Below are 14,260 nucleotides of genomic sequence, written 5' to 3' on the forward strand. Positions count from 1 at the left end.
GCTATTTGAAAAAAAGAATCCCTCCGGTCAAGAGGGATTAAATCTGTTATTATGCTGTCTTTCTCTTCTTCATCGAGCTGTAGAAAATCGTACCTGCAAACACAGCGATCAGAACACCAAAGAAAGCAAGATGCGGGACATGAATACCGAATACCCCGATCATCATCTTCGCCGCGATGATCGCGATCAAAATAAATGCGGCAGTCTCCAGCTCCGGGAATTTCTCGATGAGCTTCAGGAACAGTTGTGCAACACCGCGCATCATCAGGACGCCGAGCAGTCCGCCGAGGAACAGCACCCACACCTCGCTGCTGAGACCAAAGGCAGCTACTACGCTGTCGATACTGAACGCGATGTCCATTAATTCGACCATCAGCACTGTTTTCCAGAACGACATCGGTTTGTTTTTCGCTTCGTCCTCTTCACCGCCTTTAAACAGCCCTTTGTACGCGATGTAGAAGAGATACAAGGCGCCTGCCACTTTGACAGAAGTAAACGTTACAAGATAAGTTCCAAGTCCAATGGCGAGAAAACGAAAGACATACGCACCCAGAATCCCGTAGAACAGCGCTTTTTTCCGCTGTTTTTCCGGCAAATGTTTTACCATCACCGCCAGAACAAGCGCATTATCAGCGGAGAGCAACCCTTCAAGCAGGATCAGACTGGCGATGATTCCCCAGCTGACAGGATCTGAGAGTGTACTCGTGATGGCATCCCACGAAAAGAATTGCCCATAGTTCGCAATGGCGCTTTGTATAAATTCGGATATCCAATCCATCAACTGATTCCTCCAGTAGTAGTCTTTACTTGCTGCCCCGTTTCCAGCTCAAACCCCAATCATAGGCGCGATCCAACTCAACGTGCCCTTGATAATACTGCACGAGCCGTTCAATGCTCAGCGTCTCATCGTTGACGTTTTGAATCATGGCGATTGCACACATCGCTTTTCGATTATCGTGTTCGTTCAAGTTCACGATGATGTCCGGTCCTCCATCTTGCTTGATCGTCACCACACCATCGGCTTCCGACCACTTGGTGATGCCTTCATAGATGAAGGTAAAGACAAGCAAACGCTTAAACTCCTTGATCTGATTGCCGTTGATTCGCAGATTTTCCCCTGATTTGACCGCTCCGGTGCGATCATCTCCGTCTAAAGAGATATAGGGCAAACGGGTAAGCGAGCCAAAGCTGTTGCCCAGTGCCTGAATCAGACCCTTTCTACCGTCTTTCAACTCATACAAACAAGCAAGATCAAGGTCGATCCCCGTATCTCTCCTGAAGAAACCACCGGTGTTTTGCCTTTGGTTCCAATTGAGATTAACCAGAATCTCGCCCAACTTGCCAGACTTCTTTTGAAGATTAATCTTATCCCCGCGTTTCTCCAACACGATTTTATTCAAATTGATGGCAGGGGTCGGTTTGGGCTCAGGCGGTATCGGCTTTGGTTGAGGCTCAGGCTGAGGGGCAAGCGTCGGCTCTTCTTTCACATCGATGCCGAAATTACTGCATAACGCTTGCAATCCGTCAGAGAAGCCGGAACCGATCGCATTAAACTTCCACTCACCGTTATGCCGATACAATTCGCCGATGACGACGGCCGTCTCCGAAGTGAAGGAGGTATTTTCGAGGTGAAACCGCAAAAGTTCCTCACCCGTCTGTTCGTTTTGGACGCGGATGTAGAGGCTGCGAACTGCATGAAAGCTTTGACCGCGCTTTTCGCCATCATAAATGGTCAAGGAAAATGCAATTTTTTCTATAGAAGAGGGGATCAGGCTCAGGTTCATGTTGAACTGCTTCTGATCACCTTGGCTTTGCGAATCTCGATATGTGATAAAAGCGGTTGAAGGATTGTTATAGAAAATCAGGTCTTCATCTTTTGAAACTTTTCCGTTGCTTCCCAACAGGAAGGCTGACGTGTCCAATTCAAATTCATCGGGACCCTGCCACCCGATCCCAATCGTGACCTGTGACAGCCCCTTTACCAGCTTGGTCAAATCAGTGCGCTGGCCTTTCACGACTGTAATAGCCATTGACGTCCACCTTTCCAATCGAAATGCAGGGGTGGCCGAGTACGGCCATCCCCGCCATGATCGTTATTGTGCGTCCAAACCATAATTTCTACAGAGGTCTTGCAAGCCGCCGGAAAATCCGCTGCCGATCGCTTGAAATTTCCACTCGCCGCTATGACGATACAATTCGCAAATAACGACCGCCGTCTCGATCGAGAATTCTTCCCCCAAATCGTAGCGCATAACTTCCCGATTTGTTTCCTCGTCGACAATTCGCACGAACGCATTCGAGACTTGTCCAAAATTCTGTCCACGTGTAGTCGCATCGTGAATGGTAACTGTGATGCCGATACGATGAATGCTGGACGGAACAAGGCTCAGATCCACCTTGATCTGTTCATCATCCCCGTCACCTTCTCCGGTTCTGTTATCACCGGTATGTTCAACCGAACCGTTGCCGCCGACCAAGTTGTTGTAGAAGACGAAATCTTGAATGCCTTTCGCCTTGCCGTCTTCATGCAGCAAAAAGGCGGAAGCGTCCAAATCGAAATCATGGCCGCCGGTGTACTTATTCGTGTCCCAGCCCAAACCGATGATCGCTTTTCTCAATCCCGGATTGGTCTTGGTAAGATCAATTCTCTGCCCTTTGGAAAGGCTAATCGTCATAGATATCCCTCTCTCTGCTTAGTTCAGGCGGAATCTGCGATTTAAGTTGCCCGATTAGCCAATATCCAGGCCGTAGTCACGGCACAGGCCGGAAAGACCGTCTTTATAACCGCTGCCGATCGCGTTAAATTTCCATTCCCCGTTATGACGATACAATTCACCGACCACTACAGCAGTTTCTACCGAGAAATCTTCCCCGAGGTCGTAGCGAATCAATTCTGCGTTGCTGTCCGCGTTCAAAATGCGAACAAATGCGTTCGAAACTTGCCCGAAATTTTGTCCGCGGGCAGCCGCATCGTGAATCGTGATACAGAAAGCAACTTTTTCCACGTTCGCCGGTACCGAGTTCAGGTCGACTACAACTTGCTCGTCATCGCCATCACCATCACCGGTGCGGTTATCGCCGTTGTGTACCACGGAACCGTTTTCATTTTGCGGATTGTTGTAGAAAACAAAGTCTTTGTCCGAATTTACTTTACCGGCTGCGCTCGCACAGAAGACAGAAGCGTCGAGGTCAAAGTCGTTGCCGCCATCATATTTGTTCGTATCCCAGCCGAGTCCGACGACGACTTTGGTCAACCCGGGATTCGATTTGGTCAGATCAACTTTTTGGCCTTTCGAAAGAGAAATTGCCATTGTTCAGTCCCCATTTCATTGGATAGATGAGTGTGCTTAGACGTACTTTTTTGCCAACAGATTGATGTGGGCGGCATATGCGCCTTCCCCGATCGCGTTAAACTTCCATTCCCCGTTGTGACGGTAAATCTCTGCCACGATCAGCGCTGTTTTCCCCGAATAGTCATCCGAAAGATTAAAACGCACCAATTCCTGGTTGTTTGCTTTGTTGACTACACGGATGAAAGCACTTTGAATCATACCAAAATCCTGCCTTCTGTTTTCACATTCGTAAATGTTGACTACCATCAGGATTTTGTGTACATCGGACGGGACTTTTTTGAGATCAATAAAGATCTGCTCGTCGTCGCCATCCCCTTCTCCTGTCAGGTTATCACCAGAGTGCAGAACAGAACGGCATCCGCTGGCCCGGTTATAGAAACACACCAAGTTCTCTTCCTTCGTCAGCTTGCCGTTCGCATCGAGCAGCAGCGCAGAAGCATCGCAGTCGATATTCACCTCCGACTTCATAAAGCCAAAGAGTCCTTTCTTTGGTTGAACCGGGTCCCAGCCCAGACCCACGATCAGGTTCGTCAAACCTGCATTCAATTTGGTCAAGTCAATCTTTTGACCTTTTACTAGAGAGATCGCCATCTTTGGTCACCTCCTTTCAATCAAGCACGATCATTTAACAGTTTCAATGCCAAAATCCCTTTTTCTCCAAAATGGTCGTGAATATGGAATGCATGCTGCAATCTCCCGATCCACAAACTGATAAAAGTTAGTTTGCTCAATTTCGCCAATCGCATGACCCTCAGCACCATATAAAAACACACTTCCTGTACGATACCCGAACGGTACAATCCATTCATGGAAGCAGATATATCTAAACAAATCGCTACACGGACACGCTGGCCGCCAATTTACGCAGGTCAATACTCATTCAACAACACCTTTTTAAAAGAGGTTTTGTTTAACAGTTCTATAGTACTACACTTTTTCCGACAAATATATACTTATTTTGCTATAAATTATATATTAGCATATTAGTTGGAAATTAAATATGCATTTTATTCTCCCAATTCAACTGATGTGCTAAAAAATGGAAAGATGCTAGTGGATGAACCTAGTCCTTTTGTCCGAACCTGCGCAGCTGCGGGATCAGACAGTCGTAATAAGCATCCGAAAACGGCACCATTTCCTCATAAGAGATCCGGCGGTTGACTTCATCCCAGGTTCCGTTTTCCGAGAGCTCAATGCCAGTGGCATCTGCGCTGCCGCCGCGCTTTTCCAGTATGCTGACAAACTCCCCCAGGTCAATCCGGTACAGCCCGGTGACCTCTTCTTCCTGCAGACGGAACGCCGAAAACGGCAGGGAGGCTTCGTAGTAATACAGGAAGCAAAATTCATTATCGATCACATCCGGCGGAATCACCGCGCCATCTTGGATCATCCCGAGGAAGGTCAGCTTGTCCGGGTCGACGTCGATGCCAAGCTCTTCCTTGACTTCGCGCAGCCCGTCCTCCACCGTCTCCCCCGCCAGCAGATGGCCGGCCGCCGAGATGTCGTAATAGTTGGGGTAGGTGTCTTTTTCCGGGTGCCTTTTTTGTAGCAGAATGTACGGGGTGTCCGTTGCTTCATCTCGGCCGCCGACCCAGCAGTGGATCGACTGGTGCCAATGGCCTTCGCGATGCACCACATGGCGGGGCAGGATCTCGGTCGGGTTCATATTCTCGTCAAAGCACTGAAACAGTTCGGTTTTCATCTTCATGCACCGCCTCTCCGATGTACACCCAGTCTATCATGTAAAAACTTGGGCTGCCAGAATTTGCGCAGTCGTATCCGCTGTCGGATTCTTGCGGTTCCATTGCCGGCTTATTTCCAGCGGGCATGCGGCGGTCTATAATGGTGAGCAAAGAGTCTACCGTGAAAAGGAGCCTGCCCGATGAGCCATCCCGCAACCCACGTCTTCTGGACGTCGTTCCACCATCCCGCCTTGCACAACCAGCCGCTTTATCTGGCGGCGACGGCAGAAGGATTATGCCGCATCACCTGGCCGCAGGAATCGTTTGAGACCTTGCAGCACTGGGTCGGGAAAAAGGTGCCTGGTGCCGTGTTGACCGAAGACGCTGAGCTCATGTCCGCCTATGTCGGACAGCTCCGCGAGTACCTCACAGGCGACCGCACCGCTTTTTCCCTCCCCCTCGACATGCGCGGCACTCCGTTCCAGACCTCGGTCTGGCAAGCCCTGACCAAGATCCCCTTCGGCGAGACCCGCAGCTACTCCGACCTCGCCGCCGCTGTCGGCAGCCCGCAAGCGGTCCGCGCCGTCGGAACGGCCAACGGGGCCAACCCGATCCCGATCATCGTCCCCTGCCACCGCGTCATCGGCAAAAACAACGCCCTGACCGGCTTTCGCGGCGGCCTGCAGGTCAAAGAAACGCTGCTTCGGCTGGAAGGATTTCATGACTACACCGCCAAAGGGCACGCCCGGTTTCAATTTTAAAAAGCAGTAACCACCCGTGTGGTTACTGCCTTTTTCTTTTAGAATCCCTTCAACTGATCATATCCGTTTTCAAATGCGGATATTTTGTTCGGTTCATCTTGGTAGAAGACCAGATACGATGCCTGATTGGACTGGAACGTCACTTTATAAAACGGCTGGGGCAGTGTTTTTCGCTCCCCGCCCTGTACACGGATGACCTGATGACGCGAGAGAATCTGCAGTGACTCTTGATCTGCCAACGCTGATTCTAACTCATCCTGCGCCTGACGATCAGCCTCGCTTAGCGGTTGTCCCGGTAAAATCAACAAATAGGGTTTGTCCTTCCCAAACTCCCGCTCAAAGACAGCCACGTGCCGCTGTCCGTCTTTTTCCACCCAATATCCGTACAGACGCGGCGTCTCCAGCAAATCAGATTCGATCGGACCGATCTCCGTGACCTGGTCCGCCTCCAAAAACTGAGCGATCATCTCAACCGAAGCATGTTTGCCATTCTCTGCATCCCACTCGAATCTCATGTACAGAAAGAGAGCGGCGGGAATCAAGACGAGAGCGGCAAGACCAAGAAGCCCAATTCGCTTCATGTCCTGAACTCCTTTCTTCGGTCTAGGGAGACCTTCTATTAATTCGGTTTAATCGACTGATAGTACCATGTCGCGTTGTCTTGCCGATCTCCTCTGCTGCGACTTTGAAGATGTCATCGTTGTTGTACCAGTATACTCCAGCATCTGGCTTTTGGAAGTATTCAGTTGAGCAAGTATTGTAGACGCAAGTACTTCTACTTCTGAATAATTTGACAATATCAATATAAATTTATAAAATAATAGAAAGAAATACCTAGACAAAAAAAAGGAGGTGCTCCGATTTGAAACATGATCTTTTCGACCTCGACGTACAGGTCCGGTCGGTCTCCGGTCTGCAGCCTGATACTGTGATCCAGACACTTGCCTGCACGCAGAACGGCTGTTACGAAACGGTTGCCTGCGCTCCGGAGACGGTCGATTGTCTGCAGACCCGGATCAACTGTGTGTCGTATACCTGCCCGACGCTGTAAATCACATCCAAGCAGAATCAAACAAGGCTGCCCACACCTATGTGTTGGCAGCCTCGTTGTTGTATTTAATAACGCCCCGGCCAAGAAGACGGCGGGTTGCCCCAGCCGGTGTAGCGGGACGAGAAGTAGGACGAAGTTGCGATGTTGTCTGCGATGACCGACGAGCGTCCGTTGATCATCGTGTTCTGGCCGATGTAGATGCCGACATGCCCGTACCAGCCGTTGTCAGCCGCCGGTGCGAAAAATACGAGCGAGCCGATCGGCGCGGACGCCAGCGAACCGCCGGTGTTCAAAGCGTTCGACGCAGCGATCGCCGAAGCGTACTGCCCGCTGGTTCCGTATGCGTGCTCGACAAACATTTGGCACCAGCCGTTGTAGTCGGTGCGGCCAACCTGGTCGATCGCCCAGGCGATGGCGCGGTCTTTCGGGCGAATTTGTGACGTCGGTGGCAGACCGTTGATCACCGCCGAAGCGATGTAGCGCTTCACGCCGTTTTCATAGTAGTAGTACCAGCGCGGGTCCGGCTTGCCGAGGAACACGTCGTTGACGATCGTGCCGTACTCGATGCCTGCAAAATACACCGTGGTGTTGCCCGCGATCGAGCCAACCACCGCATAGCCTGTGCCCGGACCGGAGCGCACGTTGACACCCGCCGAGGCGGTGATCCCGGAGAAGCTGACCGCGTACGGGTCGGCTGCCGATGCGGTCTGCATCGTTGCGCCTTGCACGCTGACCACTGCGGTCAACGCGACCACTGCTGCCAGTGCATAGGTAACCATCTTTTTCATTGATAAACACTCCCTTTCTTTATTATACAGGGAGTATATCATATTTTATTTTAAATTTAGAAACGATATTTATAATAACAACAGAAAAGCCGAAGCGCTATTGCTCCGGCTACCAACCAACTTTCACTTGATGATCTTTTACTTGGAAATAATAGTCCAAGTCCCCACCCCAAGTTTCCGCATCCGACACCGCAGAGACAGCCTGCACATGCAGCCTGTATTTGCCTGTGGGGAGATCCTTGAGCGGATAAGTAAAGTTCAAGGTCTGCATAGGATCCATCCGCCCATGAAACAGGTGTTTTTCCTCTATCGGATCCACCTGATCGCTGGAAAGAGTCGCTTTCAGATCGATCTCTTTTTCAGTAGGCTTTCGCAACTGCAGAGCAATCTTAATCGTATCCCTGTTCTGGATCTCTGCTTGCAAAAGGAAGGCTTCAGGAGGCGATGGAGGCACATTTTTCTCAGAATCGTTGCTGCAGGCCGTGCCCACGAAGACGAGCAGACAAACAAGCAAAGCGCCTACACTCCAGATCCGAACCCGATATTTGCGTTCCATCCAACGCCCCCCCCCCTTAGGCATCGCCTAGTAATAATTGATCGTATTCTGACTCAGCGAGTATCTGGCATTGTAATCATAACCTAACGCTTTCCAACGGCTCCAGTAATCCGCGAAATTATTGTTATTATTTGTGTGCATCGCTCTGAAAACATCTGAGAAAGCGTAACTGCGTGTATCCGTACCGTCGTTGTTGGCATCATACAAGTCGATGAGAGACGCTGTAACTCGCCCTTCTACTGCGTCGCCTTGATCTCCAGTGCTTGGATAGTACTCATGGTCAAGGGTCGCACCGGTCGACCAGTGATAAACAGCATCACGATTGACATACAAAGCGACAAAGCTTGCCCAGCCTTCTGTCCATGCACAGTTGACGTGTGACTTTTCTTGCACATTGTGAGGACTTGGGCAATACGTCGTCGGATACCAGTTGTTGTAGATATTGTACATAAAATTGTGGCCGACCTCATGCACAACCGTATCAGGCGAGTCTGCGTTAGTCTCTTTGAGATGAATGTACTCACCCGTGGTGTAATAGGCGCCTTGAGTGCTCCCTGGGTACCAAATTGCAGTTGCAGAGCCGGGATCTTTATACAGTGACAAGGCTGCTTTGGCATTGTAAATATCATCATATACCCAGATTGCCTTACGATTGATGTCTGTACTCGGAACATATCGGGTACCGATATCACCGCCTGTATAAGTGCTTCCTACAGTTGTATACCAAGTATAGGGTTTAAAGCTGCTAGTGACAACTTTGTTCCAACTGTTCCAGGATTGAACAGTGACCCTCACATCTTTGCGACCTACAGGATCTGAAAACTGATACATGAATTCACCCGTAGAATCTGTATAGGTTTCGCCAAGTCGCACCCAGCTATTTGAAGAATTCAGATAATCTATGATTACTTGAGCATTTCGGATCGCTTTGGCACTGCCGTTCCGATCATAAAACTTCCATGTGCCATACATCGTAATCGTCCACTCAGGAGCGATGACACCTTCAACATCTGCTGTCCCAGCAGTCTCCACATTCTTCAGATCATTCTGAGCAGATTCATCCGGACCTTTTTCCGCTGGATGGTCAGGGTTTGTTGTTTTCTCCCAGCCTTCAACGACTTCATTTGCCTTGACCGAAAAATAATACGATTCCATACCGCCCCACTGATTTCGTCCCTCTTGTTTGGACAGGGCTTGTACAGTAATTTTGTACTGACCTTCAGACAAATCCTTGAAGGGGACATCAATTTGTTTCCCCTCCTTCACTTTCATTTTCCCTTTGAATGCTTGATTCTTGCCAGATACAGAGGTGTAGGCGTACTCCCCAAGTTTCTCCAATTCGAATGTAATTTCAACATCCTTATCCGTTTCCTTGAGCAACTTCGTTGTAAAACTGACAATACCGTTACCTTTGCCATTTTTAATAGAGCGCTCTTTTAAAACCGCATCGACCTCGATGTTGCCTTTTCCCTCTTCCGAGTTCATGTTTACATGCGAACCTTTGACACCGTCCACATGCGGAACGGCAGTAGCAGCAGATGCAATGTTTTGAAATCCAAAGCCCGCAATGACCAGACACGTAAGCAGATACCTCCACTTATTCACATTCATCGAAATAAAAACCTCCTATGTATTTTCAAGGGAATCACTACACCTCCAATTGTACGCAAGATTGATTTCGACTTCAAGTACAATACAATAAATTATAAATAACATAAATATCATGATCAATGAATCCGATCTGTTTATTTTAACAGTCGACAGTATTCCCGTGCTGCCTTTAATCTTTTTGTACTCCGCCTCCGCCTGCTTCGACGTCATCCACATCAAAAAACAGCGCCTTATACTTCTTCAACCTGCTTCCCCCTTCCCTTAAACACCAGCACCCCGCCGATGATCACCAGCACGCCGAGCAGCTGCTTGCCCGTAAACGGCACCTGCTCCAGTCCCAGCCACCCGAACGAATCCCACATCAGCGCACACAGCAGCTGCGACGTCAGCACGATCGACACCGCAAACGTCGCCCCAAGCAGTCGCACGCCCTGCACGAGACAGGTGACCACGCCCACTCCAAGCAATCCGCTGACCCAGTGCCAAGGCTTTGGATGCTGCCACACAAACATCCCCTGCCCTTCCACCGCCAAGCCGATCACCAGCGATGCCAAACAGCCCATCCCCAGCACCCACGCCGTCGTCGCCCAAGATCCGGCGCGCTCGCTGACCTTGCTGTTGAAAATGTTCTGCAGTCCGACCAGAGCCCCGGCCAGCAGCGCGAAAAACAGCCCGCTACTCATACAGCTTCTCGCTGGCCAATGCGCCCAGCCCCTCTCGATCCTTCACCAAAATGAACCCTTTCTTCCGCTCGACCAGCCCCTCCGTGCAGAACTGCCGGATCACCCGGTTCAGATGGCGGTACGAAGTGCCGATCAGATTCGCCGCATCTTTGAGCGAGACGGTGCTCGTCTGTTCATTCAGCAAAAGATAACTCGCCAGCCGCACTTCCACCGGGTACATCAAGTTAAAGCTCATCGACTGCGACTTGACCAGAAATTTCTTGGTGATGATATCCAGCAAAAACTGCAAAAAACGCGCATCGTCCTGTGTGTATTTTTGCAGCCAGCGGTGATGCACCCCGACCATCTGCACGGTCGTCACCGCTTCCACCGTATTGATAAACTCCGCGCTTTGCACATATTCCAGATCGCCGATCACTTCAAGCGGCGTTTTAAAAGACAAGATCAGCGTTTTGCCTTCCGCCGACGTGGTGTAGATTTTCACTTTGCCGTCGACCAGCACATACAAATACTCGCTGACCGCCCCTTGCGAGCAGATCAACTCCCCCGGCTGGTAGCGGTACAGCGCCAGATGCGGCAGCACCTGCTCGTTAAACATCTCCGCGATCCCTTGCGCCTGCAGATACTGCATCAACAGCTCCCGATCTTTGATCTCTTCCATGCCGATTCACCCCCGCATCTCTCTGCCGTCAAAACTTCAAAATCGCCACGCCCGCGATCATCATCCCGATGCCGATCAGCTGCGGCAGCCGCATCTTCTGCTTCGCCACACCCAGCCAGCCATTCCCTTCGATCAAAAAAGTCAGCCCGAGCTGCGCGATCAGCAGCGCAGCGACCGTGATCGTCACCCCGATCTGCTGAATCGCCGTGATGTTGCCAAACACCACCACCGCGCCAAACGTGCCGCCCGTCAAGTACAGCGGCTTGACCCGTTTCAGCCCCTGCCAGTTGCTGTCCCGCACCAGCAGCAGGATCAGCAAGGCGGCCACCACGCCGGTAAACTGCGTCAACGCCGCCGCCTGCCAGGCGCCAATATCCTCGGAGATCCGCGCATTCGAAACGCCTTGCAGCGTGATAAACGCCCCGCCTGCCAAGGCAAACAAAATTCCTCTCATCGTTCCTCACCTCATACCTCCATTAAAAAACAGTTGGGGAGATCGAGGAAGGACATATGTCTCAAACGCAAAAAAAGGATGCTTTTCCAGCACCCTTCCCGCTTTTGCCTCTCTACCAATGCGCCGGACGAGTAAGCGTCGGCGGCAGTTGGGTATCGGCATCGCCTTTTGCCGAATTGAGCTGTGACTGCGTGAGAAAAAGGCTCCCCGTCAGATTCGCCCCGCTCAGGTCGGCATCCCGCAGGTCCGCCCCGATCAAGTCGGCCTGGCGCATGTCAGCTCCGCGCAGATCGGCCGCGATCAGGTACGCCCCGCGCAGATTCGCGCCGCGCAAGTCCGCTTTGCGCAGCTTGGCCCCGATCAGGTCGGCGCCCCGGCGATTCATCTGCTGACCCTTCATTCCCTCGCGCACCCGTTCGCTCGTCCGCAGCAGCAGCACATTCACATCCGCCCGATGTACCGCCACATCGACTTGCAACAGCTCCTCCGCACCGAGCAGGGTCAGACGTTCTGTCGCCTCAAAAGCCGCGCTGAGCTCCGCCTGCAACTCCCGTGCCGTCTCCAAAGACATCGCTTCGTCCAAATACCGCAGCAGTTCGTGCAGCTGGCGCATCACCGGAAACACCGCAAACATCTGCCCCGCAGACTCCGGCGCGCTCCGCCAGTCTTGTCCGTTATAGGTGACCTGCGACACTTTTTGCCCGGCCCCAAAGCATTCATAGACCGTGCAGCCGCGATAGCCCCGCTTGCGCAGCGTGTCATGCACCCCGCAGCGGAAGTTGGCCTGCAGATTCCGGCACGGCTCGCCTCCGTCCTTGTCCACCGCAAAATCGGACGTAGCCGCAAACGGCAGCGCGACACAGCACAGCCCAAAACACTGCTCACAATCATCTTTCAAGCTCAGTTGTCCAGCCATCTGTGTTCTCCTCCATGAAAATTATTCCTTTTATCTTCTCATGCGGTCCGGCATGAGTAAAGAAAAAAGGCATAGACGATTGCCGGCCGTTTTCTTATCATGAAGGTACATCAAAAGTTCAACATGAGGTGATCCAGATGTTCGACTTTCCCACACTGCTCACGTTTCTGACCGTCGTGATCAGTCTCTTTTTAATACCGGGCCCTGCCGTGCTGCTCACCGCGACCCGCACCGTGCAGAGCGGACGCACCGCCGGCATCATGGCTGGCCTTGGCATTGCGGTTGGCGATTGCATTCATGCGGCGTTGGCAGCGCTTGGCCTGTCCGCGCTGCTGCTCTCGTCGGCGCTGGCCTTTAACGTCGTCAAATTCGCCGGCGTCGCCTACCTGCTCTACCTTGGCATCCGCGCGATCAGAGAACAGCCGAGCGACCCGCAACTGCCGACCGTTGCGCCTGCCCAACCCGTAAAGTCGTTTGGCCTCGCCATTCTGGCCGAGCTGCTCAATCCGAAAATCCTCGCCTTCCTGCCCCAGTTCGTGCACCCGGAGCGGGGAGCTGCCGTGTGGCAATTTTTGATCCTCGGCTTGCTGTTTGCCGGGCTCGGCGCCGTCTACACGTCGATGATCGCGCTCAGCGTGAAGCCGATCGGCCGATTGGTCAAGCGCATCTCCTGGCTGCACCGCTGGAGCGGCAAAATCGTCGGGTCGATCTACATCGGACTTGGATTGAAAATCGCCTTTCAACAGCGATAAAACAAAAGATAACGTGAGCACAAAGCCCCTGAATTTAGTTCAGGGGCTTTTTTGCCGAAATATTTTTCACAAAATCTTATATATATCTTAACAAATATGGGGGTGACAGCATGAACGTGATCAATCTCTCCGCCTTGAAGGGGGTGTCTGTCCAGAGAGTCGGCTCGAAAGCGCGCAACTTAGGGGCGATGCTCGATCAGGGTCTGCCCGTTCCGCCCGGCTTTGTGGTGACCGTCGATGCGTTTCAGACATTTTTGCGGGGACACGCCGCTGAGTCGGCCGAGACGGAAGCAGAGTTCCTCGCCGCACCGATCCCGGCGCAGATTGCCGCAGAGATTGCGGAGCAGTACAAAGCTTTGCAGCAGCACGCGGTCTATGCGGTCGCCGTGCGCTCTTCGTCTGCCTTGGAAGATCTGAACAGCGCGTCTTTTGCCGGGCAGTACGAGACCTTCCTCAATGTGCGGAGTCTGGACAGCGTGCTGGTGCAGATCAAGCGCTGCTGGTATTCCTACTTCTCGCCTGTCGTGCAGAACTATGCCCGCAACCAAAACATCTCCTTGGATTCCCTTGCCATGGGCGTGCTGGTGCAAGGCATGGTCGATGCGGACGTCTCCGGGGTGATTTTCAGCAAACATCCGGTCACCAACGATCCTGACGAGATCGTGATCAACGCTTCGTATGGCCTGGGAGAAGCGATCGTGTCCGGTCTGGTGACGCCCGACTGTTTCACCATCTCGAAGCGGACGGGCGAGATCAGCAGGGAGCTGGGTCTGAAAGAAGTCAAAGTGCTTCCCGGCCCCGAAGGCACCGAGACGGCAGACACGCTGCCCGAGGAGCAGGAAGCGTACAGTTTGAGCGATGAGCAGGTGCGGGAACTGGCGGGACTGACCCGCCACATTGAGGAGTTGCAAGGCTCTGCGGTCGATCTTGAATTTGCGATCCACGATGGGACGATCTATCTGCTGCAGGTTCGTCCGATCACTACATAAAAG

General features: G+C 52.0%; 18 protein-coding genes. 4 read left to right on the plus strand and 14 right to left on the minus strand.

Annotated features, from left to right (window positions below):
- Nucleotides 1-49: 49 nt before the first annotated feature.
- The 6 genes from CBW65_RS04140 to CBW65_RS04165 all read right to left on the minus strand — a co-directional run bounded on the left by CBW65_RS04140 (nt 50) and on the right by CBW65_RS04165 (nt 5,061).
- Nucleotides 50-778 (minus strand): TerC family protein, encoded by a 729-nt coding sequence (locus CBW65_RS04140; RefSeq protein WP_087455732.1) that lies wholly within the window; start codon nt 776-778, stop codon nt 50-52.
- A 25-nt stretch (nt 779-803) separates the two neighbouring features.
- Nucleotides 804-2,030 (minus strand): TerD family protein, encoded by a 1,227-nt coding sequence (locus CBW65_RS04145; protein ID WP_087455733.1) that lies wholly within the window; start codon nt 2,028-2,030, stop codon nt 804-806.
- Nucleotides 2,031-2,093: 63 nt separating this feature from the next.
- Complete coding sequence (locus CBW65_RS04150) at nt 2,094-2,675, minus strand: TerD family protein (RefSeq protein WP_087455734.1); 582 nt, start codon at nt 2,673-2,675, stop codon at nt 2,094-2,096.
- Nucleotides 2,676-2,729: 54 nt separating this feature from the next.
- Nucleotides 2,730-3,311, minus strand: a complete 582-nt coding sequence (locus tag CBW65_RS04155; protein ID WP_087455735.1) for a TerD family protein — start codon at nt 3,309-3,311, stop codon at nt 2,730-2,732.
- Between the two features lie 36 nt (nt 3,312-3,347).
- Nucleotides 3,348-3,944 carry a TerD family protein gene (locus tag CBW65_RS04160; RefSeq protein WP_087455736.1) on the minus strand — a complete coding sequence of 199 codons (597 nt, stop codon included), beginning with the start codon at nt 3,942-3,944 and terminating at the stop codon, nt 3,348-3,350.
- A gap of 472 nt (nt 3,945-4,416) precedes the next feature.
- Nucleotides 4,417-5,061 carry an NUDIX hydrolase gene (locus tag CBW65_RS04165; RefSeq protein WP_087455737.1) on the minus strand — a complete coding sequence of 215 codons (645 nt, stop codon included), beginning with the start codon at nt 5,059-5,061 and terminating at the stop codon, nt 4,417-4,419.
- A gap of 174 nt (nt 5,062-5,235) precedes the next feature.
- Here CBW65_RS04165 and CBW65_RS04170 point away from each other — a divergent pair, with 174 nt between their 5' ends.
- Nucleotides 5,236-5,796, plus strand: coding sequence for a methylated-DNA--[protein]-cysteine S-methyltransferase (locus CBW65_RS04170; protein ID WP_087455738.1), 561 nt, complete (start codon nt 5,236-5,238; stop codon nt 5,794-5,796).
- A 38-nt stretch (nt 5,797-5,834) separates the two neighbouring features.
- Here CBW65_RS04170 and CBW65_RS04175 read toward each other — a convergent pair whose 3' ends face one another.
- On the minus strand, nt 5,835-6,377 hold the full coding sequence (locus CBW65_RS04175) for a hypothetical protein (RefSeq protein ID WP_087455739.1): 543 nt from the start codon (nt 6,375-6,377) through the stop codon (nt 5,835-5,837).
- 281 nt (nt 6,378-6,658) lie between these two features.
- On the opposite strand from CBW65_RS04175, the gene CBW65_RS04180 reads away from it, so the two are divergent.
- Complete coding sequence (locus CBW65_RS04180) at nt 6,659-6,847, plus strand: FDLD family class I lanthipeptide (RefSeq protein WP_087455740.1); 189 nt, start codon at nt 6,659-6,661, stop codon at nt 6,845-6,847.
- A gap of 65 nt (nt 6,848-6,912) precedes the next feature.
- Here CBW65_RS04180 and CBW65_RS04185 read toward each other — a convergent pair whose 3' ends face one another.
- The 7 genes from CBW65_RS04185 to CBW65_RS04220 form a co-directional block, all read right to left on the minus strand.
- Nucleotides 6,913-7,635, minus strand: coding sequence for an NlpC/P60 family protein (locus CBW65_RS04185; RefSeq protein ID WP_157721762.1), 723 nt, complete (start codon nt 7,633-7,635; stop codon nt 6,913-6,915).
- Between the two features lie 109 nt (nt 7,636-7,744).
- Nucleotides 7,745-8,191 carry a hypothetical protein gene (locus CBW65_RS04190; protein ID WP_087455742.1) on the minus strand — a complete coding sequence of 149 codons (447 nt, stop codon included), beginning with the start codon at nt 8,189-8,191 and terminating at the stop codon, nt 7,745-7,747.
- 27 nt (nt 8,192-8,218) lie between these two features.
- Complete coding sequence (locus CBW65_RS04195; RefSeq protein ID WP_087455743.1) at nt 8,219-9,802, minus strand: hypothetical protein; 1,584 nt, start codon at nt 9,800-9,802, stop codon at nt 8,219-8,221.
- Between the two features lie 230 nt (nt 9,803-10,032).
- Nucleotides 10,033-10,485 carry a DMT family transporter gene (locus CBW65_RS04205; RefSeq protein ID WP_087455745.1) on the minus strand — a complete coding sequence of 151 codons (453 nt, stop codon included), beginning with the start codon at nt 10,483-10,485 and terminating at the stop codon, nt 10,033-10,035.
- Nucleotides 10,478-11,146, minus strand: a complete 669-nt coding sequence (locus CBW65_RS04210) for a cyclic nucleotide-binding domain-containing protein (protein ID WP_087455746.1) — start codon at nt 11,144-11,146, stop codon at nt 10,478-10,480. The genes CBW65_RS04205 and CBW65_RS04210 overlap by 8 nt, the downstream gene beginning before the upstream one ends.
- 28 nt (nt 11,147-11,174) lie before the next feature.
- The gene (locus tag CBW65_RS04215; protein ID WP_087455747.1) at nt 11,175-11,600 is read right to left on the minus strand and encodes a DMT family transporter; all 426 of its coding nucleotides are present in this window, start codon (nt 11,598-11,600) and stop codon (nt 11,175-11,177) included.
- A gap of 112 nt (nt 11,601-11,712) precedes the next feature.
- Entirely contained in the window at nt 11,713-12,516 is an 804-nt protein-coding gene (locus CBW65_RS04220; protein ID WP_087455748.1) for a pentapeptide repeat-containing protein, read from the minus strand.
- A 137-nt stretch (nt 12,517-12,653) separates the two neighbouring features.
- Here CBW65_RS04220 and CBW65_RS04225 point away from each other — a divergent pair, with 137 nt between their 5' ends.
- Together CBW65_RS04225 and CBW65_RS04230 are read left to right on the plus strand one after the other, a co-directional pair.
- On the plus strand, nt 12,654-13,268 hold the full coding sequence (locus CBW65_RS04225; RefSeq protein WP_087455749.1) for a LysE family translocator: 615 nt from the start codon (nt 12,654-12,656) through the stop codon (nt 13,266-13,268).
- A 110-nt stretch (nt 13,269-13,378) separates the two neighbouring features.
- Nucleotides 13,379-14,257, plus strand: coding sequence for a PEP/pyruvate-binding domain-containing protein (locus tag CBW65_RS04230; RefSeq protein ID WP_087455750.1), 879 nt, complete (start codon nt 13,379-13,381; stop codon nt 14,255-14,257).
- Nucleotides 14,258-14,260 lie beyond the last annotated feature (3 nt).

The organism is Tumebacillus avium (genome assembly GCF_002162355.1).
In the GTDB taxonomy this organism is placed as follows: Bacteria; Bacillota; Bacilli; order Tumebacillales; family Tumebacillaceae; genus Tumebacillus_A; species Tumebacillus_A avium.